Here is a 20,684-nt window from a genome sequence, read left to right as displayed (position 1 = left end):
GGCGTCCCGCTTCGGCAAGCGCGTATGTTTCTTTCACGGCACCGTCATCGTTGCCGTCGTCCGACTATGGCTTCGCTTATGAGCCTTCGGGTAGAAATCAGGACGGGGGGTACCACTCCTGGCTCGCCCCGCTGTTGCAGTCCCGGATTACCAACCCCGTCCCGTCGGCACTGCCTGCGTCCGCGGTGTCAAGACACTTGTTGGAGTTCGGGTTGACCAGGGTTCCGCTGGTCAGTTGCCACTTCTGGCCGACTGAGCCGTCGCAGTACCCCCTCAGGACGTTGGTGCCGCTGGAGGTACCGGAACCGTCGACGGTCATGCATTGGAACTGCACATGGAAACTGCCGTCATTGGCCAGCACCCAGTTCTGACCGTCCTGCCACTGACTGCACGTCTGCAGTTCCAGTTGCGTGAAGGTGTCGGTTCCCACGCACTTCCCGGCGATTCCGGTGATCGGTCCGGAAGAAGAGTTGCCGATGGCATCCCGGTGCGTGGTGACTTCGTTGTCCCTCGTGACGCTCGCCTGGTTGGCGCACGTGCTGCTCAACGAGGTGCTGCTCACGGAGGCACTCACATTCGTTCCCGTGGAGGCGTCGGTTCCCGTGGGAGCGGAGAACAGCGCCGCGGAGTACGGCTCATCGGAGCAGGTGGCCGCGTCGTAGTTCCAGTCGAAGTACTCGGCCCAGTCCTTAGCACTGGGTTGGCCTCGTGTGTGATTCCCTGATCCTGCTAGAAATGCCAGTTCTGGTCGGCGTTCCCATTGCACTCCCACTGGACCGCCGAAGCACCCCAGGCGGTACTGGCGTTCGTGATGCCGAGGCACAGGCCGGAGTTGAGGTTGATCAGGCGGAAAGAGTTCCCGCTGATGGCGCTGTAGAGCCACTTCTGATCGGGGTTTCCGTTGCATTCCCACTGGACCGCCTGCGCTCCCCAGGACTTGCCGGCGTTGTCGACCCCGAGACACAGCCCGTGGTCGTTGGTCATCGTGTAGTAGGAAGCGTTGCCGGTGGGGTGGAAGGTCCATCTCTGGTCGGCGTTCCCGTTGCATTCCCACTGGACGGCGCGGGCGCCCCATGCGCTGCTGTTCTGGTCGACGCCGAGGCACAGCCCGTCATTGTTGTTCCGGACCGCGGAACCGCTCGCAGCCGCAGAAGGTGCAACGACAAGCGCTGCGCCGACAGCAAAGGCCAGGCCGACAGACATGGTGGTGATTCTTCGCAGAAGATGGGCCACGGAAATCCCTCTCGTGTCTCAACGACATGACGGATCCAACGATGGCGCGATAGGCGGACTCAGAGTACGGCTGTCATGAACGGGTGAACAGACAGTCCGGGCCGCGCCCCTTCCTGGATACCGGATACCGGCCATTCGAATTGTCCGCCATCGAGCCGAAAACACCGGGTTCCGAGTCTCTGTGCGGTCGCGCCCGGACTCACCCTATGCCTTGCTGACGCAGCATCCGCCTGGGTATGCCCTCTTCACGAATGGCGGTGCACGCTATGGCCGAAGTCGCCGATCTGTGGGTGGCGCTCCGCGCCGAGACTGCCCCGTTCCGCTCCGTGAAGATGGCCTCCGTTCTTTTGGACGTGCTCGCGGATGCGTTCCTCCTCGACCATGCCGGCCCGGAGCATCGTCTTGGCCGATGCCTCGTTGAGCGGTGATCGGGCACCCCAGGTCCTGTGGAGGTCCAGGTCCTCGAAGCCGAGGCCGAGGAGCAGTTGAACAGTTTCCAGCCCGTAGCCGACGCCCCAGACATCGGGGCGCAGCGCGAAGCCCAAGGCGGCTGCGCGCTGCTGGTGGGGTCGTGGGCCAGGCGGCCGAAGCCGATCAGGGTGTTGGTGGCGAGTTCGCGGAGCTCCAGGCGCGGCGGCTGACCGGGGACATGCCAGGGCGCTCTACCGGTGCGCGTCAGCATAGGAGGGCAAGCCGGTGGGGGCTGTATGTCTCGGTCTCCGCGCGGAGTTCCTGCGCGGCTGCCGCGTCACGGGCAGGCCCGAGAAGGGTGTGTTGCCGACGCGGGCGGCGGAGGCGATGATGCCGCGGTTGCGCTGGGCGGGGGCGAGGTCGAGCACGGGACGGAGGGCTTCGGCTGCGCCCTCGACACCGTCCGGTCAGCCCCAGTCACTCTTATAGCTGCTGTCACCGCGCAGGTGGCTGCCATCGCCCACCCTGGATCGTAGGTCGCGATCGAGGGTGGGGGTCCTGCCGCTCCCCAGGTCGCGTCCATTCCGGCCGGGATCGACGTCCACATTTCAGGGATGGCCGTGCCCCAGCCCTTCTTGGGCCGGGGCACGGGCTCCTGACGTGTGCTAACCGGCCACTTCAGCGCGCGGATGCGGGATCACGATCTCGTCGCCCCGGCGCAGGGAGACGGTCCGCTCCGGTACGGGGACCCGGATGCCTTCGGCGCGGTAGCGCTGGTGGAGGCGTTTGATGAACTCGTGCTTGATGCGGTACTTGTCGCTGAACTCGCCGACGCCGAGGATCACCGTGAAGCCGATCCGGGTGTCTCCGAAGGTGTGGAACCGGACCGCCGGTTCGTGGTCGGGAACCGCACCGGCGACGTCTCTCATCACGTCCCCGGCGACCTCGATGGTGACCCGTTCGACGTGCTCCAGGTCGCTGTTGTAGGCGACGCCCACCTGCACGGTGACGTTCAGCTTCTGCTCGGGCCGGCTGAAGTTGGTCATGTTCGTGCCGGCGAGCTTGGCGTTGGGAATGATGACAAGGTTGTTCGCCAGCTGCTCCACCACGGTGTTGCGCCAGTTGATGTCGACGACGTAGCCCTCCTCCCCGCTGCTGAGCCGGATGTAGTCACCGGGCTGGACCGTCTTCGAGACGAGGATGTGCACGCCCGCGAAGAGATTGGCCAGCGTGTCCTTCAGGGCCAGGGCGATCGCGAGGCCGCCCACGCCGAGGGCGGTGAGCAGCGGGGCGATGGAGATGCCGAGCGTCTGCAGGATGACGAGGAAGCCCATCGCCAGGACCGCGATGCGCGTGATGTTCACGAAGATCGTGGCCGATCCGGCCACACCGGACCTGGCCTGTGCCACGGAGTGCACAAGGCCGCCGACCACACGGGCGGCGGTGAAGGTCGCGACCAGCATGACGCACGCCGTCAGTATGTGGTTGACGGCGTTCCCGACGGGGTGGGTCAGTGGGAGGGCCGCGGCGGCCGCCGCCACTCCGCCCGCCACCGCGCCCCAGGGGGCGAGCGTGCGCAGCACGTCGACGATGATGTCGTCTCCGCCCCACTGGGTCCGGAGGGCCTGCTTGGCGAGCCAGCGCAGCAGCACCCGCAGCACGAGGGCAGCGGCCAGGCCGGCGGCGATCGCGATGCCCGCGAGGATGATGTCGTCCAGTGTCAGAGCCCGGCTCACCGACGCCCCCTGCGCGGTATGGAGAGCGGAGCGGCGGCGTCGGACGCCGCCGGAAGCCGGGAATAACGGTTTGTCACCTTGTACCTGCCTGTTCTCGACAAGAATCGCGAGGAGCAATCCTGCACCACGCCGGTACCGGCCCCGTACAGCCGGGTGCCCTCAGGTCCGGCTCGGGCCACCGGTCCGCTCGGCGGGGGCTCAGGAGGGTGGCGGGATGTTCGGGTCTGTGCCGTGATGGCAGGATGAGGCCCATGTGGGAAACCGAACACGACGCGGCGGCAGGTGGGTTCATACGTGACGGCGTGTGGGTCTCCGTCCCGCGGCTGGAGACCGTGACCGCCCCGGCTCACGCGCTCATCCTGGTCGACGCGCAGGTCGCGTTCCTGTCCGGGGCAGAGGCCGTACCGGATGCCGGGCATCTCGTGGGTCGGCTCGCGGCACTGCTGGAGCGGGCCCGCGAGGCCCGTGCGGTGGTGGTGCACCTGCGCAACGACGGGGAGCCGGGAGCCGTGGACGAGCCCGGCACGCCCGGCTGGCAGCTGTACTTCCCGGTGGCGGACTCCCCCGGCGAGCACGTCGTGGGCAAGGCGGACGACGACGGCTTCGCGGGGACGGGGCTCGGTCCGCTGCTCGAACAGAGCGGTGTGCGGCGTGTGGTGATCGCCGGGGTGCTCTCGGAGATGTGCGTCAGCGCCACGGTGCACGGCGCGCTCGCCGCCGGGCTGGAGGTCGTCCTCCCGCACGACGGGCACGCCACGTACGGGCTGGACGACATTCCGGCGTCGGTCGTGTCCCGGGTGGCCGAGCACGCGCTGGGGTCCGACCCGGAGTTGGTGCGCTCGGTCGACGGGGTGCGGTTCGCGGACGCGGCGGGCTGACGGCCCGTCCGTCGGTGAGCGGGATCCCGGGGTCCGCCCCGGGCGCGGTATCGATGGGGGGTGGCCGCGCCCGGTTCGCCGGAGGAGGAGACCCGGTCAGTAGTGGACGGCGCCCGGCTGGCGGTGGTGCGTGGCCGGGGTGGCTCCGCCGCCCGGACTCATGGAGAACGAGCCGCCCTGCAGCGGGCCGGGCGCGTATCCGCCGCTGGTCAGCGGCTGCGGGGCGGCGGAGTCGAAGGGCGCTCCGTTGACCGTCACGCCGGTGAAGTCCAGTCGGCTGAAGGAGGGGTAGCTGCTGGTCGGCGATTCGATGACGGCCTCGGCGCTGGCGTTCTGTCCGCCGATGGACTGGCTGACGCGTTCGCTCCAGCCCTTGGTGTTGTCGGTGAGGGTCAGCGTGTAGGTGCCGCTGCCGTCCGTGGTCACCGAGCCGGTGAAGTTGTCGCCTTCCGAGACGGGGTCGTTCCAGTAGACCGGGGCCGCCGGGTACATCTCGTACCAGGCGGACAGCACCGGCGAGCCGCTGGAACAGTCGGTCTGTACGCCGGTCTGCTCCACCGACTGCGAGCCGTAGCCGTCGATGCCCACCCATGGGGCGAAGAGGTCGTTGGTGCTGTTGCAGGTGACGTGGGGTTCGGTCCAGGACCCCGTAATGGTGGAGAACGAGCCCTGGGCGACGTAGCCGCCCCAGTTGCTGTCCCGTAGGTGGCCGGCCTGCGGCCCGTAGTGGGGGGTGGTGGCACCGGCGGCGCCGATGCCCGCCGGTGCCGACACACCGGCCAGCAGCACCACGGCCGCCGCGGTGGTGAGGGCTCCGCGTCTGCTGCCGGTGCGGCCTTCGGTGCCCGCGAATATGCCCATGAGGCACGCTCCTTGGGGGGTGGGCGAGAAGTGCAGGTGAGGGAGGGGGAGTTGAGCGGTCCCGGCCGGGGGTGCTCATGGTGGGCGCCTCCGGGCGCGCCCCTCAAGGGAGTGGCCACGGCCGGAATCCGTCATGGCGGGAACATGACATGATGGGTGTGGGGAGCGGACCGGCCGGCCGAAGGGACACCGGCCGATCGCACCGCGGCTCCACGAAAGGCGGTCGCCCGTGCCTGCTCGCGATGCCCGCCCGGCTCCGGCCGGACTGCTCGAAGCCCTCGGCGTCACCGAGGCGGAGGAGAACGCCTATCTGCGCGTCCTGGCGGCCCCCGGCTGCACCGCCGCCCGGATCGCCGACGAGCTCGCCACCACTCCCGAGGAGGCCGCACGGCTCCTGGCCTCGCTCACCGGGCGCGGTCTGCTCCGGCACCGTCCGGGCACACCCGCCCGCTGGTCGGCCGCCGTGCCCGACCTCGCCCTCGAAGCACTGCTGCTGCGCCGCGAGGAGGAGCTGTGCCGCACCCGGGGCCGGATCGACGAGCTCATGCGCGCCTACCGCGCCACGCGCCGCCCGCACGCCGCCGAACTCGTCGAGGTGGTCACCGGCACGGCGGCCGTCGCCGAGCTCTGGCGGCGCATGCAGCACCTGGCGCGCCGACAGGTCCTGCTCTTCGACAAGCCGCCGCACATCGTCCGGGCCGACACGGCCCTGGAGTCCTCCCTGCTCGCCAGAGGGGTGCGCATCCGCGTCGTCTACGAGGCCGCCTCCGTCAACGCCCCCGGCCGCCTCGCCGAGATCCGGGCCTTCGCCGCCGCGGGGGAGGACGCCCGTGTCCTCCCCGAACTCCCCTGCAAACTGGCCGTCGTCGACGACCGCTGGGCCATGCTGCCCCTGTCCGCCGAGGCCGAACTGCACGGCGCGATGCTGATCCGCTCCTCCCCGCTGCTGGCGACCCTCACGGGCACGTTCGAGGCGTACTGGGGCCGGGCGGTACGGGTTCCCGACACCCAGGACCGCGCCCGCACCTCGGCGGGTCACCAGGCGGAGCTGCTCACCCTGCTCTCGGCGGGTTTCACCGACGACAGCATCGCCCGGCAGCTCGGTGTCTCGCCGCGCACCGTCCAGCGCTGGGTGCGCGAGGTGATGGACTCCCTCGGGGCCCGTACGCGCTTCCAGGCCGGCATCCAGGCGGCTCGTACCGGGCTGCTGTGAACGCGCGGGACGTTCCCGATTCCGAGGTCCCTCGTGAAGATTCCGAGGTCCCTCGTGAAGCGGCGGCATGATGGAGGGATGCCTGACAGCTCACGTGCTCACGCGTTCGACACGGCCGCCGATCGGTACGCCTCAAGTCGCCCTTCCTACCCGCCCGCTGTCCTGGACGCCGTCGAGGAGATCTGGGGACGCCCTCTCGCGGGTTCCCGGGCCGCCGACGTCGGTGCGGGAACGGGTATCGCCACCGCCCTGCTGCACGAGCGCCGCGCCGACGTGATCGCCGTGGAGCCGGGCGCCGGGATGGTCGCCGCGTTCCGCGGCGCGCTCCCGGACCTGCCCGTCGTCCAGGGCGACGGCAACGCGCTGCCCCTCGCCGACGCCTCCCGCGACCTGATCACCTATGCCCAGTCCTGGCACTGGACCGACACCGCCAGGTCCGTCCCCGAAGCACTGCGGGTCCTGCGGCCGGGCGGCGCGCTCGCGCTGTGGTGGAACACAGATGCCGTCGACACCCCGTGGGCCCTGGCCCAGCAGGAACGCGTCGCGCGCTTCCTGGGGACCGCGCCCAAGACCGGTGAGCGCCCCGACGACGCGCGCGCCGTCGAACTCGCGGGAGTCGCGGGGCTCGGCTGCACACGGCGTCTGATGCGCTGGAGCCGCACCGTCCCGTTCCACACGCATCTCGCCAACATCGCGAGCCGCTCCGCGTTCCTCGTCCTGGGCGAGCCCGCGGCACGGACATTCCTCGACGAGGAACATGCCCACCTGCGGGCGTCGTTCCCGGACGGCAGCGTCGAAGAGACCTATGTGGTGGACCTTCTGGTCGTGACCCGGCCCTGACGGCACCCGGACACCCCGGCACCCATGCCCCGGGGAGTCGGACGAGCCGTGATGCGATACAACCATCCCACGTCCCCGCGGGTCATACGCCTTGAACCTCCCGTTGATTCCCTCAAGGATGGAAAGGGAGAAAGATGATGTATCCGTCGATGCGTCGTACGGCCGCCGCGAGCGCGGCGACCCTGCTGGTCGGCTCCGGGGTACTCCTGGCCGCCGCCCCGGCCGGGGCCCACGACGCCGCACCCGCCCGAACCGACACCTCCGGAGCGCCGCCGCCGCGGTTTCCGCCAAACCCGTCACACCGAAGGGCGAAGTGGTCTCCAGACTGCCCCTGTCGGTCCGTGAACAGCCCAAGTCCTCCGCCAAGTTCCTCGGCGCGCTCAAACCGGGGACGGTCGTCGAGCTGTCCTGCAAGAAACACGGACAGAACGTCGACGGCAACGACCTGTGGTATCTGCTGGCCACCAGGCCCGGCTACGTCGCGGCACGCTATGTGGAGAACCTGTCACCGGTTCCTCTGTGCCGTTGACCGTCCTCGGCCCCGTGAACGGGGGTGATTCCCCTCAGCTACCCGTACCCGCAGTGGACGCATGAGAACAGGCGGACCTTGTACTCCAGTTGACGCCGTAGTTCTCCGGGGATGTTGTCCAGGACCGACGCACAACAACCCGCCCGTCGCCCGTCGTCAACACAGCTCGCGGCAAACATTTCTCATGGCACACCCACCCACATCCACACCCCCGACCCCTCAACAGGCCGTCCGCATCCAGGTTTCCCGGCATGATCGAACAGCCTCGTACTGGGCAGTGATAGAGGTGTTCGCGCAGCAGGTGGCACACACACCGCGCTGAGGTGAGTACCATCCCGCAGCAACACCTCAAATCCAAGAGAGGGGCAGTCATGAGCGAGGAAACAGGCGAAGCCGGTATCCAGGCACGCTATGCGGCGCAGTTCGCGGACGACCTGGAGAGAAACCAGAAGGAGCAGGAGGCGCTCCGCGCCCGCCTGCAGCAACTGGAGAAGGAGCACGCATGGCTGTTGGGTATGCGTGGCACCGTGGCAGGGGAGCGAAAGGCCGCGGGCAAGGCGGTCGGTGACGCCGAGGACACGGCGACCGCGGCAAGTGTTCCGCGGCCGCGCCGTACGAGGAAGGAGGCCGCCGCGCCGGGACGTCGGAAGAAGCCGGCGCAGGCCGCGAGCGCGGATGCGCCGCGGGCACCCCGGGGGCGGACCAGGAAGAGCGACGGTCCCACGCTGGGTGAACTGGTTCTCGGCCTTCTCGCCGGGCACCACGAGCCGCGTATGGTCGGTGAGATCGTCACGGAGCTGGGCCGGGTCCACCCGGAGCGCTCCGTGAGCGCCCAGGTGGTGCGCAACACGGTGGAGGCGCTCGTCGCCAAGGGAAGGCTGGAGCGCGAGCGCAAGCAGGGTTCGGTGTTCTACACCGCGCCCACGGGCGAGGACGACACCGCACCACTGACGGTGGCACCCGAGCCCGAGGCCGCCGAGGAGCAGACCCCGGCCGAGGTCTGACCGGAGCTCACCAACACCCCGGTTCCCAGCGGTCCATGGGACACGGGATGTCGATGACCTCGCCGCACCCGGGTGGGGGCGGGCGTACGCTTGCCCGAAAGCAGCCGTCCGGCCGCTTCCCGGGTGCGAGGAGGTCGTCTTGTCGGATCCCTTGTCGATACTTGCCATGACCGGAGCCAGTGCCATCGTCTCCGCCATGGCCACGACCGCGTGGGAGGAGGCCCGGGAACGGACCGTGGCACTGTTCCGGCGCCGTCACGATGCCGGGCACGGGGACGGCGGGGAGAGCGCCGGAAGAGACTCCGTGCGGGCCGAGTTGGAGGCCAGTGCCGCCCGGGTACTGGACGCCGCCGATCAGGAGGCCGCCCGGCAGGACCAGGAGCGGCGTTGGCGGGTGGACCTGGAGGACCTGCTGCGCGGCGATCCGGGCGCCGCCGACGAGCTGCGCGCGCTGACCGACGAGGTGCGCGGCCGGGTGCGGGTCGCCCAGCCCGTCTGGCATCAGAACATCGTGGCCGGCAATGGCGGCTCGGCGTACGGGGCGTTGGGGCCGGGGAGCAGTGTGCACATCCACCACCACGCCCCGCCGTACCCTCCGTCGGCGCCCCGCCCGGCGGACCCCGGGGGGACGGGTTCGTGAAACAGTCCGTGCGCGCCGAGAGTGGTTTCGCCTACGGTGTGGTCGGCGCGGACATCCATGTCTTCGGCGACGGTGTGCCGGTGTACCTGCTGCAACGCTGGAGACCGGCGTCCGTTCCCGATGACGTGTTTCTGCGCGAGGTGCCGAGCCGGATGCTCAATGCCCGGTTCCGTGTGGTGGAGTTCACCGGACGTGCGGCCGAGCTCGCGTCACTGCGGCAATGGCGCGACGACGGCCCGCGCCTCGCCGTACGGTGGCTGCATGCCCCGGGCGGCCAGGGCAAGACCCGGCTCGCCGACCGGTTCGCCGAGGAGACGGCGGACGACGGCTGGCAGGTCGTCACCGCCGCGCACGGTCCGGGGACCGTGCTCCCGCCGCCGGGCAGCCAGGACCTCGGTCCCGCGTCCGGTGCCGGGACGCTGCTGGTCGTCGACTACGCCGACCGCTGGCCGCTGTCCCATCTGCTGTGGCTGCTGAGCAACGCCCTGCTGCACCGGTCCGACGGGCGCCGTGCCCGCGTTCTGCTGCTTGCCCGCAGCGACGATGCCTGGCCCGGCGTGCGTGCCGCCCTGGCCAACCATCAGGCCGGTACGTCGTCCCAGTTCCTCGCGCCACTGCCCGACGAGTCCGCTGCCGAATCCGCTGCCGGGTCCGGATCCGGGTCCCCGCGGGCGGAGATGTTCGCCGTCGCCCGCGACAGCTTCGCCGCCCGCTACGGCATCCCGGCCGCGGGGATCGCCGTGCCCGCCGGGCTGGCCGGCACCGACTTCGGCCTGACCCTGACGGTGCACATGGCCGCGCTGGTGGCCGTCGACTCCCATGGCACCGGCCGCCGGGCACCGACCGGCCTCGCCGGGCTGACGGGATACCTGCTGGACCGTGAACACCTCCACTGGGCGCGGCTCCACGGCGACGGCAGCCACGAAATCACCCCGTCCGGCACGGCGTTCGTCACACCACCCGACGTCATGAACCGTACGGTCTTCACCGCCGCCCTCACCGGCCCGGTGGCGCCCGCGGCGGGGCGGGCCGCCGTCGGTGGCTTGGACCTGCGGTTACCGGTCGACCGGGTCCTCGCGGACCACGCGGTGTGCTACCCGCCGGCGGATGCCGCCCGGGACACCGTCCTGGAGCCGCTCTGTCCCGACCGGCTCAGCGAGGACTTCCTGGCCCTCACCCTCCCGGGACACCGGGCCGACTATCCGGCGCAGCCGTGGGCCGGGCCGGCCGTCGGTGCTCTGCTGGCCGGTTCCGACGCGCCCGGCGGGGCGGCGGCCGGGAGTTGGACGCCCCGCGCCGTCACGTTCCTGGCGGCCGCCGCCCAGCGGTGGCCGCACGTCGGTCCCCGGCATCTGTTCCCGCTTCTCGAAGCCGCTCCCCGGCTCGCCGTCGCCGGCGGCAGCGCGGCGCTGACCACGCTGGCCGCGCTCGACGACATCGCCCCTGAGCTCCTCGAGGCCGTCGCGGCGCACTTCCCGCCGTTCAAGCGGCCCACCACGGACCTGGATCCGGGCATCGCCGCCGTCAGTGTCCGTCTGCTCCCGCACCGGCTCGCGCGCGCCGTGAACCCCAACGACCGCATCGTCGAACGGCATCAACTCGGTGTCCGGCTCTACCACGCCGGGCGGCTGGAGGAGGCCCTGGCCGTGGCCGAGGCCTCCCTCGCGGAGTTGCGGGCGATCGACCTGCGTGACGTTCCCGGCCCCGACCTGGTGGCCAAGGTCAAGGCCAACCTCGCGATCGCGCTGAAGACGTACGGCACCCGGCTGTCCTCCCTCGGGCGGCACGCGGAGGCGCTGGCGGCCACCGAGGAGGCCGTCGCCGTGCAGCGGGTACTGGCGGGGGACGACGAGCAGTTCCTGCCGGATCTCGCGAGCGCGCTGCACACCCTCGGACGCGATCTGTCCCACGCGGACCGCTGGGACGACGCCACCGCCGTCGTGCGGGAGTCCGTGACCCTGCACCGGAAACTGGCCGCGTCCGACCCCGGACGGTTCGAGTCGAACCTGTCTGCGGCGCTGGTCGCGCTCGGGCTGTGCCACGGGCGGACCGGACGGCCGGAGGAGTCCGTGACGACGGTGCGGGAAGGGGTGGCTCTGCTGCGCCAGCTCACGGCGGCGGAACCGGCCGCGTACACCCCGGCCCTCGCCAACGCCCTGTCCAACCTCGCCGCGGCGCTCTCCCGGACGGGCCACCCCGACAGCGTTCCCACCGCGCACGAGGCGGCGGGCCTCTATCGGGAGCTCGCCGCGGTCAATCCCGATGTCTACGAAAGCGCTCTGGCGGACGTGCTGTCCGGGCTCGCCGCGCGGTTGCTCGAAGCGGGGCAACCGGCGGAGGGCGTGCCCGTGGCCCACGAAAGCGTGGCGATCCTGCGTCGGCTGGCGGTACGACAGCCCGCTGTCCACGGACGCATGCTGGCCGAGGCGTTGGGGGCGCTCAGCACCATGTTGCTCGTCACGCAGCGGCACGACGAGGCTCTCGCCATGGCGGACGAGTGTGTGGCCGTGCACCGTCGGACGGCGGAGTCCGGTCCGGGCGCCGCCTCACGACTCGCGGCCGCCCTGCTCAACGCCACGGGAATCCGCGCCGAGGCGGGCGGCTCCCGCCTGGACGAGGCCGTCGCTCTGTTCACCGAGGCCACGGACCTCGTCGAACGGTCCATGACCGTGCCCGCGAGCACCGGCGAGTTGCGCCGCGCGGTCGGATCCCGCCTCGCCGGACAACTGGCCGCCGAGGGCCGGTCGGCCATGGCCGACCGGCTCCGCCGCACCCTCCCCGACCGGGGTGCTACGCGGGATTGAACTTCACGCTCGCGAACGAGAAGCTGTGCGGCGCCTGCTTCCCGGGCTCCACGCGGTACGACTTCCCCCCGCACTGCTTCGTCGTGTAGACGACGAGTGGCGCCTTCGTGTTGTTCCGCGCCGCGCGTGCTTCCTGGTCCATGGAGAGGCACTTGTCGTCGGGAGGGTTCTCCACGTAGTAGATCTTGCCCTTGGGCCCTTCCCAGAGGAACTGGCCGTTCGTGGCGGCCGCCGTGCCGGCGGGCAGGGACAGAGCGAGAAGGAGCCCTCCGAGGGCAGCAGCCGCGGGGCGGAAGAAGCGCATCATCGTTCCAGGGTCTCGACAGCGGGAACAGACAAGGGCAAGTAGGCCCAATCACCTCCTCAACGACGGGCGTTGCCATGCGTTACGCCGGTCCCCGCCACGGCTTGGCCGAAAAAATCGTCTTACCCAACGATTCGTCTGGGGAGGGATGAATGGTCGTTATTGCGTGGCGAGGGGGGCCGCATGGGGTGGAGGAGCGAGGTCGACAAGGCGCTCAAGGAACTCGGGGAGATACGCAGGCGCCTGGACGACCCCGTCGCCGGGCCGGCCTCGTTGCACCGCGATCTGGACCACGTGCGCGAGAAGCTGCTGGACGCCGTGTCGGCCAACACCGCCGAACTGCGCCTCCGCCAGGACAAGATGCTCCGCGAACTGACCGCAGCACGGGCCGAGCTCCGCACCGTGCGTCTCGAGACCGCCCAGGCTCTGGCGGTGACAGCCACGGCCACCGGTGACTGCGATGAGGAGAGGCTCATGGTGCACGGCGAGGGCAGCGGCTCCGAACCGCCCGGGGACGGGACGCCGGTGGTCAGCGCCCCGGATGACGACGTGAGCGAGTGGAGGACGCTCAAGCAGGCCGCCGAGCGCTCCTGTCTCGACCCCGGCGCCGCCGCCCCGCCCTCTCCCCCGCAGCAGACCGCCGGGGACGGGCCACGGGAACCGGAGAGCCCTCAGGTGGCGCACGGGGCGCTGCTGTTGACCGCGGCGGGGATGTCCCACGTCGAGCTGGTCTGCCACCGTGACACCTGGGAGTTCGTCGCCGGGCAGGCCGCCGGCCATCAGCACTTCCGCACCCCACCCGCCGTCCAGGACATCAAGGGTGGCCGCATCCAGGCCGACCTCTCGGGCCGGTCCCTCATCGCCGTACTGATCACTTTGTGGGAGACCCGGCAGGCAGCGGGGCCGATGGACGCGGACTGGGCACTGGCGGCCGCGCTGTATCTGCGGATCGCGAGGGAGTTGAGCACTGTCGTATCCGGCCCGGACCTCCACACCGTACGGATCGCCCTGGACGACGGAACGGCCCGCCGCGGGGCACCCGATCGGTCCGAAACGGAGGAGGCACCATAAAGCGCTGTGACCCCGGCGGGCCCGGCGGTTTCAGCGGTCCGCGTCCAGCGCGCCGAGGAATTCGACGAGTGCGGAGTTGACCTCCTCGGGGCGCTCCTGCTGGGTCCAGTGGCCGCAGCCGGGCAGGGTCAGGCTGCGGTGCAGCCTGGGCGCGATCCGTTCCAGGGTGGCCGGCAGCCGGTCCATGCCGGGGAAGGAGCGGGACATGTCGCGTTCGCCGACCACGTACAGGGCGGGGACCTCGACTCCGCGGCCTTGGAAGGGGGCGAGCAACTCCCAGTTCCGGTCGATGTTGCGGTACCAGTTCAGGCCCCCGGTGAAGGCATTGTCGCCATGGGTGCCGTACTCGCGGACGAAGGTGTCGATGTCGCTCTTGTCGAGCCACGCGGGCAGCGGCTCGGGCTCCGGGAGAGTGTCCAGGAGCGTGCTGCCGTCGGGGACGACCCATGGGCGGGGCGGGTCGTTGAGCGGGCTGTCGCCCGAGCCGGCGGCCAGGACGGCACGGAACGTCGCCGCCGGGTCATGGGCCAGTTCGGCGTCGGCGACGCCCGGTTCCTGGAAGTACTGCTGATAGAACCCGTCGCCGAACAGCGAGCGCGCGGCCCGCAGCGGCGGTACCGGCCCGCGAGGCGCGGGCGGAACGCTCAGCCCTGCCACGCCGCGCACGAGATCCGGCCGCAGGATCGCGGTCGTCCAGGCGACCGGCGCGCCCCAGTCGTGGCCGACGAGCACCGCGCTGCGCTCCCCCAACGCGTGGATCAGCGCGACCACGTCCCCGGTGAGGTGCAGCATGCTGTACGCGGCGATGTCCTCGGGCTGCTCGCTCCGGGCGTAGCCGCGCTGGTCCGGCGCGACCACCCGGTACCCGGCCTCGGCCAGCGGCCCGAACTGGTGCCGCCAGGAGTACCAGCACTCCGGGAAGCCGTGCAGGAGCAGGACGAGCGGGCCCTGCCCCTGCTCGGCGATGTGCAGTCTGACGCCGTTCACTTCGACGAACCGGTGTGCCACCGCGGCGGTCATCCGTCCTCCTGCCGTCTCCATGGTCAGTGGAGCTTGCGGTCACCTGACGCGCTCAACGGTACGGTCGATCGGCCTGCCGCGCGGCGGTTCGGCTCTTCCGACGGGCGAACCGGCCGACCACAGCGTCCGGATCGGCCGGCCTGCGATGGCCTCCCGCCAAGGGCCATAAAAGGCGCATAACAGAAAAATCACCGCGCTCGAACGGTCGAACCGGTGTCGGGTTAGCATGTGAGCGCCATCTAGCTCGAAAGAGAAGCCTGTGACTGTCAACGACGACTCGTTCACAAACTGGAAGACCCGCGAGGAGATCGCGGAGTCGATGATCCCCGTCATCGGGAAGCTGCACCGGGAGCTGGACGTCACGGTCCTCCTCCACAGCCGCTCCTTGGTGAACAAGTCGGTGGTCAGCATCCTCAAGACCCACCGGTTCGCCCGGCAGATCGACGGTGAGGAACTCTCGGTCACCGAGACGCTGCCGTTCCTGCAGGCTCTCACCACGCTCGACCTCGGTCCTTCCCAGATCGACATCGGCATGCTCGCCGCGACGTACAAGACCGACGACCGCGGTCTGTCGGTGGCGGAATTCACCGCCGAGGCCGTCGCCGGGGCCACGGGCGACAACAAGATCGCGTGCCGCGAGCCGCGCGACGTCGTGCTCTACGGGTTCGGCCGCATCGGCCGCCTCCTCGCCCGCCTGCTCATAGAGAAGGCGGGCTCCGGCAACGGCCTGCGGCTGCGCGCCATCGTCGTCCGCCGGGGCGGCGATCAGGACATCATCAAGCGCGCCTCGCTGCTGCGGCGCGACTCCATCCATGGCCAGTTCCACGGCACGATCACCGTCGACGAGGCCGACAGCAAGATCATCGCCAATGGCAACGAGATCAAGGTGATCTACGCCGACGACCCGTCGGCGGTGGACTACACGGCGTACGGCATCAAGGACGCCATCCTCATCGACAACACCGGCAAGTGGCGCGACCGCGAGGGCCTGTCGAACCACCTCCGCCCCGGCATCGCCAAGGTCGTCCTGACCGCGCCGGGCAAGGGCGACGTCCCCAACGTCGTCCACGGCGTCAACCACGACATGATCAAGCCGGACGAGCAGATCCTGTCCTGCGCGTCCTGCACCACCAACGCGATCGTCCCGCCGCTGAAGGCGATGGCGGACGAGTACGGCGTCCTGCGCGGCCACGTGGAGACCGTCCACTCGTTCACCAACGACCAGAACCTGCTGGACAACTACCACAGCTCCGACCGCCGCGGCCGTTCGGCGCCGCTCAACATGGTCATCACCGAGACCGGTGCCGCCTCCGCGGTCGCCAAGGCGCTGCCCGACCTCGAGGCGCCGATCACCGGCAGCTCGATCCGCGTCCCGGTGCCGGACGTCTCGATCGCGATCCTCAGCCTGCGGCTCGCCCGCGAGACCACCCGCGAGGAGGTCCTCGACTACCTCCGCAATGTGTCGCTGGCCTCGCCGCTCAAGCGCCAGATCGACTTCACCACCGCCCCCGACGCCGTCTCCAGCGACTTCATCGGCTCGCGCCACGCCTCGATCGTCGACGCCGGCGCCACCAAGGTCGACGGGGACAACGCGATCCTCTACCTCTGGTACGACAACGAGTTCGGCTACTCGTGCCAGGTGATCCGCGTCGTCCAGCACGTCTCCGGGGTGGAGTACCCCACCTTCCCGGCTCCGAAGGCCTGATCCCGGCGGGCCCTTCCGCCACGGCGGCGGAAGGGCCCCGGCCATGGCGGGCACGTCACGGGGAGGGCCGGTTCCCGGGAGCGGGGCGGCCGGGGTAGACGCGTTCGAGGGCGTGCCACCCCATGTCCCGTGCGCGGACGGCCTCTTCCGCGAGGGCGCCGCCGCGCAGGCCGAAGAGGCGCTTGGCGTGGAGAAGGTAGACGACGACCGCCAGGTTGATCACGAGGGTGAGGACCTTGGTGGCGCTGACACGGCCGGTGAGTTCGTAGATCTCGGGGACGAGGAGGACGGTGGTGGCGATGAAGGTGAGATATTCCGCCCACCGCTTGGCGTGCCAGAGTCCGACCGCCTCGACGCCCTCCAGGAGCGCGTAGGCGGCGATGACCGCGCCGACGATCCACAGCGTGGAGGTGTGGGCGGTGAACGCCCGGTCGAGCTCGCCGAGGAATCCGTGGCCGGAGCGGCCGCTGGGCCCGCCGACGCCGTTCTGCAGGGCGTCCAGGATGCGGTAGAAGGGGTCCTTGAGCCGTTTGCGTTCTCCCGCGAAGGCGAACACGGCGACGGCCAGCACACCGAGCACCAGGAAGTGCACCAGGCGGTCGATGGCGATCAGCCGCAGGACGTACCGGTCGCGCAGCGGCTTGCCCCGTAGCGGGAGTTCGATCGCGTCGCGGTCCGGCGGTGTCTCGCTGCCGGGGGTGTCCGGCGGCGGGAGGGGCAGCCAGGCGTCGCAGCGCAGGCAGCGGTGCCAGCGCACGCCGTCGTCGGTCTCCCGCGCGACCAGGGCGTCGGCGGGCCGCAGTCGCGCGGCGTCGGTGCCGACGAGGCGGTGTCCGTGCAGCCCGCACTCGATCAGCTCGTACCACAGCTTCCGCTTCCGCGGCCGCACGCCAGGGGCGTGCACCGTCTCCGGCTCGTCCGGCACTGCTCCTCCTCGGTCTCCCACGCCCGGAGCGTAGAGGCATCGCGGCCGGTGGCCGGTGCCGACGGCCGAAGACGTGCCGAAGCTTCACGATCGGGCCGGACAGCGGCACAGCCTCTACGGACGCCCCGAATCCGGTCGATGGTCCTTGGCCTGGACGGGACGGCCGCTGGCGCGTTCGTGACGTTCCCCGCCCCGGTGTCGCGCGGCCCCGCCGCCCGAACCTTCCTTCCCTTTCAACAGAGTTCAGATGGCGAGCATTTTCCTGCCATGTCAAGGCCGTGCTCGCCATATCCCTTTGATTCCTGCTTCGCCGATGGCGGGAATCACATCGCGTTCTCGCTCCCGTACGGAGGGTGTTGATAGGGAGGAGGGACATCACCCCAGCTCTTAGGACGCAGCCATGCAGTGGACCCGGTCAGGAAAAGCACTCGTCGACAGAGACCCGCTGCCCCCGTTCATCCTGGCGCTGACGGCCGTGGGCGGCATGGTGGACGCCATCAGCTTCCTCGGCCTGGGCAAGGTCTTCATCGGGATGATGACCGGCAACGTCATCGTGCTCGGCTTCGCCTTCGGCGGCGTCCCCGGCTTCTCCGAACCGGGCCCGGTGGTCGCCATCGTCGGCTTCGTGACGGGCATACTCGTGGCCGGATTCGGTGAGCGGCTGACCGCGCAACGGGGGCGGCAGCGGTGGTTCCGCTGCGCGCTGGCTGTCGAGGTTGTCTTCCTCTTCGCCACCACCGCGCTCGCCTGGCTCGCCCCGGACACCTCGCCGCTCGCCCGGGACTCGATCACGGCCCTGCTCGCGACGGCGATGGGGGTCCGGTGCGCCACGATCCGCAGGCTGGGCGTACCGGACCTCGTCGTCACCTTCGGGCTCACCGGGGCGCTGATCGGCCTCGTCCAGGACTCCGGCGCGGCCCGCGGCCGTCGGCAGGCCGCACGCCGGCTCGGCGTCGTGCTGGCCCTGTGCCTCGGTGCCGCGTTCGGCGCCGCCCTCATGGAACACGTCGGTCTGCGCTGGTCCCTGCTGGCCGCCACCGCCATGGTGACGGCCATCGCCGTCACCGCCCAAGCCCGCTCCACGGCCCTCGAGACCGCCGAGGAATGAGGCGGCGGCGCGGAAATCCCCTCGCGGGCGCCGCCGTACCGCTGCTACCGTGACCGGCATGAAGCGCGCTGCCATGACGACGACGCCGGAGAGTGTCCCGGCGCGCTGACCGATGTTCGAGTCCGAAGCCCCGGGGCGAGTGCCCCGGGGCTTCGGCATGGGGTCCGCTCGCCCGCTGTCCGCGAGGAGACCGTCATGAACGACCACCGCAAACTCGGCCGTGAGCTGGGCCTGTTCGACACCGATCCGCTGATCGGCGCGGGGCTGCCGTACTGGCTGCCCGACGGAGCCGCCGTACGCCACTGCCTGGAGGAGTACATCCGCACCGCCGAGCGGCGGGCGGGCTACCGGCATGTGTACTCGCCGGTGCTCGGCAAGCGGGAGCTGTACGAGATCTCGGGGCACTGGTCGCACTACAGCGACGACATGTTCCCGCCCATGGACCTCGGCGGCGAACAGGTCGTCCTGCGCCCGAGCCTGTGTCCCCACCACGCGGTGATCTACCGTTCCCGCCCCCACAGCTACCGCGAACTGCCCCTGCGCATGGCCGAACTCGGCGGCATGTACCGCTCCGAACTCTCGGGCGTGCTCGGCGGGCTGACCCGGGTGCGGGCCATCCAGCTCAACGACGCGCACATCTTCTGCACCCTGGACCAGGCGGCCGAAGAGGCGGCTGCGGCACTGGAGATGATCCGCCGGGCCTACGGGGCGCTCGGCATCAACCCGGCCCGCTACCGGCTCTCCCTCCCCGGGCCCGGCGGGAAGTACGTCGCCGCACCCGGGATGTGGCGGCGGTCGACCGCCCTGCTGACCGACGTCCTCGACCGTTCCGGGCTCCCCTACGAGGCCGCTGAGGGAGAAGCCGCGTTCTACGGGCCGAAGATCGACGTCCAGGTCGCCGACAGCGCCGGACGGGAGTCCACCCTGTCCACCGTCCAGGTCGACTTCCACCAGCCCGAGCGGTTCGGCCTCCACTACATCGGCGCGGACGGTGCGAAACACCGGCCCGTCATGGTCCACCGCAGCATCATCGGCAGCGTGGAGCGCGCCGTCGCCCACCTCGTCGAGCAGCACGGCGGTGCCTTCCCCGCCTGGCTCGCCCCCACCCAGCTGGCGATCCTCCCGGTCTCCGAGGCCGAGATGCCGGACGCCGTGGCGCTCGCGCGGCGTTGCGCCGGTCTCGGACTGCGCGCGGAGGTCGCCGGGCCCGAGTGCGGCAGCCTCGGCGCCCGCGTCCGCCAGGCCCGCCTGGTCCCCTACCAAGCGGTCATCGGCGCCAGGGAGGCCGCCGACGCCCACGTCGCCCTGCGTCTGCGCGACGGGCGGCGGCTCGATCCACTGCCCGTCGAGGACGTTCTCGCCCGGATCGGCGCGCTCGTCGACGCCCACAGTGCCGAACTGTGGAGCGGCGGCGCCTCGTAGGAGGACTCGCCCCGGGCGGCGGGCCGCGACGTCCGGGACACGGGTGACGGCACGGGCGGCCGTGGGGCGGGCCCGCGGAAACGGCCGCCGCCGCTGCGGCAGTTGGGCGGGCCCGCCCGCCGGGGAACCGGGAAGGTCAGGTACGGCCGGGGTCGGCCGCCGTGGTCAGGGCGGGGAGGTAGCCCTCGCGCTGACCCTTCGCGGTGGGGTGGTAGGCCACGTCCGTGGTGAAGAGTGACGGGGCGTTGATCCACGGATCGGCGGAGCAGAGCTCGTGGCCGGCGAAGGCGGGGGTGACGTCGGCGAAGGTGTACCCGTGCGCACGGGCGCGGTTCGCGGTGACACGGTTGAGGTGGTCGGCCGCGGTGTTGAGCGCGGACCGGTCCCGCGGGGTCACCAGCCCCATGAAGCACGCGCGGGTGGCGAACAGGTGCGGGTAGCCGAGTACGACCACGCGGGCGTGTGCCGCCCTGTCCTTGATGGCCCGGTAGGTGGCGTCGAGCCTGCCCGGCAGGTCGTGGTCCATGGTCCGCTCGGATCGGGCGACGCTCTCCAGGCAGGCGCTCTCGCTGTTCATGGTGCACGTCTTCATGACATCGGCGAAGCCCACGTCATTGCCGCCGACGGTGATGCTGACCAGTGTCGTGCCGCGGTCGAGGCCGGACAGCTGCGTCGCGGTGACATCGGTGGTGCTCGCCCCCGCGCAGGCCGCGAAGTCGAACCGTTCCGGGTGGTGCCCGGCGGCCCACAGCGCGGGGTGGGCAAGGGTGCTGCGGCGGCAGTCGCCACCGGCCCGGCCGGCGCCGACGCCCGAGGCGAACGAGTCGCCCAAGGCCGCGTAGCCGACGTGGGGGCGGGATTCCACCGGGCCGGAGTCGGCGTACGCGGAGCCGGTGGCGCATGCCGCCAGGAGGGACAACGGACCTACGAGCGCCGCCGCGAGACGACGGCGCAACCTGATGCTTCTCGTCATGCCCCGC

Annotated in this window: 19 protein-coding genes and 1 pseudogene; 11 read left to right on the top strand and 9 right to left on the bottom strand. The window is 70.8% G+C overall.

Translation table 11 applies throughout. From position 1 onward, the window contains the following. Window positions 1-97: 97 nt before the first annotated feature. From ACWD4A_RS10000 to ACWD4A_RS09985, 4 genes are all read right to left on the bottom strand, one after another. Entirely contained in the window at window positions 98-562 is a 465-nt protein-coding gene (locus tag ACWD4A_RS10000; protein ID WP_451191783.1) for a ricin-type beta-trefoil lectin domain protein, read from the bottom strand. A 167-nt stretch (window positions 563-729) separates the two neighbouring features. Continuing rightward, window positions 730-1,203 carry an RICIN domain-containing protein gene (locus tag ACWD4A_RS09995; RefSeq protein WP_451191780.1) on the bottom strand — a complete coding sequence of 158 codons (474 nt, stop codon included), beginning with the start codon at window positions 1,201-1,203 and terminating at the stop codon, window positions 730-732. A gap of 275 nt (window positions 1,204-1,478) precedes the next feature. Further along, window positions 1,479-1,778: a GNAT family N-acetyltransferase gene (locus ACWD4A_RS09990; protein WP_451191777.1), complete on the bottom strand. Its 300-nt coding sequence runs from the start codon at window positions 1,776-1,778 to the stop codon at window positions 1,479-1,481. Between the two features lie 531 nt (window positions 1,779-2,309). Beyond that, the gene (locus ACWD4A_RS09985) at window positions 2,310-3,380 is read right to left on the bottom strand and encodes a mechanosensitive ion channel family protein (protein WP_451191774.1); all 1,071 of its coding nucleotides are present in this window, start codon (window positions 3,378-3,380) and stop codon (window positions 2,310-2,312) included. A 251-nt stretch (window positions 3,381-3,631) separates the two neighbouring features. On the opposite strand from ACWD4A_RS09985, the gene ACWD4A_RS09980 reads away from it, so the two are divergent. After that, entirely contained in the window at window positions 3,632-4,258 is a 627-nt protein-coding gene (locus tag ACWD4A_RS09980) for an isochorismatase family protein (protein ID WP_451191771.1), read from the top strand. 96 nt (window positions 4,259-4,354) lie between these two features. On the opposite strand, the gene ACWD4A_RS09975 is transcribed toward ACWD4A_RS09980, so the two are convergent. Further along, window positions 4,355-5,119, bottom strand: a complete 765-nt coding sequence (locus tag ACWD4A_RS09975) for a G1 family glutamic endopeptidase (RefSeq protein WP_451191768.1) — start codon at window positions 5,117-5,119, stop codon at window positions 4,355-4,357. 229 nt (window positions 5,120-5,348) lie between these two features. Here ACWD4A_RS09975 and ACWD4A_RS09970 point away from each other — a divergent pair, with 229 nt between their 5' ends. From ACWD4A_RS09970 to ACWD4A_RS09945, 6 genes are all read left to right on the top strand, one after another. Then, window positions 5,349-6,332, top strand: a complete 984-nt coding sequence (locus tag ACWD4A_RS09970) for a helix-turn-helix domain-containing protein (protein WP_451191765.1) — start codon at window positions 5,349-5,351, stop codon at window positions 6,330-6,332. A gap of 78 nt (window positions 6,333-6,410) precedes the next feature. Further along, window positions 6,411-7,172: a class I SAM-dependent methyltransferase gene (locus ACWD4A_RS09965; RefSeq protein WP_451191762.1), complete on the top strand. Its 762-nt coding sequence runs from the start codon at window positions 6,411-6,413 to the stop codon at window positions 7,170-7,172. A 313-nt stretch (window positions 7,173-7,485) separates the two neighbouring features. Then, window positions 7,486-7,701 (top strand): SH3 domain-containing protein, encoded by a 216-nt coding sequence (locus tag ACWD4A_RS09960; RefSeq protein ID WP_451191759.1) that lies wholly within the window; start codon window positions 7,486-7,488, stop codon window positions 7,699-7,701. Window positions 7,702-8,072: 371 nt separating this feature from the next. Further along, on the top strand, window positions 8,073-8,705 hold the full coding sequence (locus tag ACWD4A_RS09955) for a hypothetical protein (RefSeq protein WP_451191756.1): 633 nt from the start codon (window positions 8,073-8,075) through the stop codon (window positions 8,703-8,705). 166 nt (window positions 8,706-8,871) lie between these two features. Beyond that, a complete protein-coding gene (locus tag ACWD4A_RS09950; RefSeq protein ID WP_451191753.1) occupies window positions 8,872-9,345 on the top strand; it encodes a hypothetical protein in 474 nt (157 codons plus the stop codon). After that, the gene (locus tag ACWD4A_RS09945; RefSeq protein ID WP_451191750.1) at window positions 9,342-12,149 is read left to right on the top strand and encodes a tetratricopeptide repeat protein; all 2,808 of its coding nucleotides are present in this window, start codon (window positions 9,342-9,344) and stop codon (window positions 12,147-12,149) included. The genes ACWD4A_RS09950 and ACWD4A_RS09945 overlap by 4 nt, the downstream gene beginning before the upstream one ends. Here ACWD4A_RS09945 and ACWD4A_RS09940 read toward each other — a convergent pair. Next, window positions 12,136-12,456 carry a hypothetical protein gene (locus tag ACWD4A_RS09940; protein WP_451191747.1) on the bottom strand — a complete coding sequence of 107 codons (321 nt, stop codon included), beginning with the start codon at window positions 12,454-12,456 and terminating at the stop codon, window positions 12,136-12,138. The genes ACWD4A_RS09945 and ACWD4A_RS09940 overlap by 14 nt on opposite strands. 180 nt (window positions 12,457-12,636) lie before the next feature. Between ACWD4A_RS09940 and ACWD4A_RS09935 the strand changes: the two genes are divergently transcribed. Then, the gene (locus tag ACWD4A_RS09935) at window positions 12,637-13,524 is read left to right on the top strand and encodes a hypothetical protein (protein ID WP_451191744.1); all 888 of its coding nucleotides are present in this window, start codon (window positions 12,637-12,639) and stop codon (window positions 13,522-13,524) included. A gap of 30 nt (window positions 13,525-13,554) precedes the next feature. On the opposite strand, the gene ACWD4A_RS09930 is transcribed toward ACWD4A_RS09935, so the two are convergent. After that, complete coding sequence (locus tag ACWD4A_RS09930) at window positions 13,555-14,544, bottom strand: alpha/beta fold hydrolase (RefSeq protein ID WP_451191741.1); 990 nt, start codon at window positions 14,542-14,544, stop codon at window positions 13,555-13,557. Between the two features lie 259 nt (window positions 14,545-14,803). Here ACWD4A_RS09930 and ACWD4A_RS09925 point away from each other — a divergent pair, with 259 nt between their 5' ends. Then, a complete protein-coding gene (locus ACWD4A_RS09925; protein WP_451191738.1) occupies window positions 14,804-16,249 on the top strand; it encodes a glyceraldehyde-3-phosphate dehydrogenase in 1,446 nt (481 codons plus the stop codon). 55 nt (window positions 16,250-16,304) lie between these two features. Here the strand turns inward: ACWD4A_RS09925 and ACWD4A_RS09920 are convergent, their stop codons facing one another. Beyond that, window positions 16,305-17,174 (bottom strand): DUF2127 domain-containing protein, encoded by an 870-nt coding sequence (locus ACWD4A_RS09920; RefSeq protein ID WP_451191735.1) that lies wholly within the window; start codon window positions 17,172-17,174, stop codon window positions 16,305-16,307. Window positions 17,175-17,574: 400 nt separating this feature from the next. On the opposite strand from ACWD4A_RS09920, the gene ACWD4A_RS09915 reads away from it, so the two are divergent. Both ACWD4A_RS09915 and thrS read left to right on the top strand, forming a co-directional pair. Next, the gene (locus ACWD4A_RS09915; RefSeq protein ID WP_451191732.1) at window positions 17,575-18,282 is read left to right on the top strand and encodes a YoaK family protein; all 708 of its coding nucleotides are present in this window, start codon (window positions 17,575-17,577) and stop codon (window positions 18,280-18,282) included. A gap of 189 nt (window positions 18,283-18,471) precedes the next feature. Then, window positions 18,472-19,704 (top strand): annotated as a pseudogene (thrS, locus tag ACWD4A_RS09910) (threonine--tRNA ligase); the annotation flags it as partial. A gap of 136 nt (window positions 19,705-19,840) precedes the next feature. Here thrS and ACWD4A_RS09905 read toward each other — a convergent pair. Then, entirely contained in the window at window positions 19,841-20,677 is an 837-nt protein-coding gene (locus ACWD4A_RS09905; protein WP_451191730.1) for an SGNH/GDSL hydrolase family protein, read from the bottom strand. Between the last annotated feature and the right edge of the window lie 7 nt (window positions 20,678-20,684).

The sequence above is a fragment of the Streptomyces sp. NPDC002537 genome (assembly GCF_053594975.1).
The sequence above is the reverse complement of the archived record's forward strand: the minus strand, read 5'-3'. Positions and strand labels throughout refer to the sequence as shown.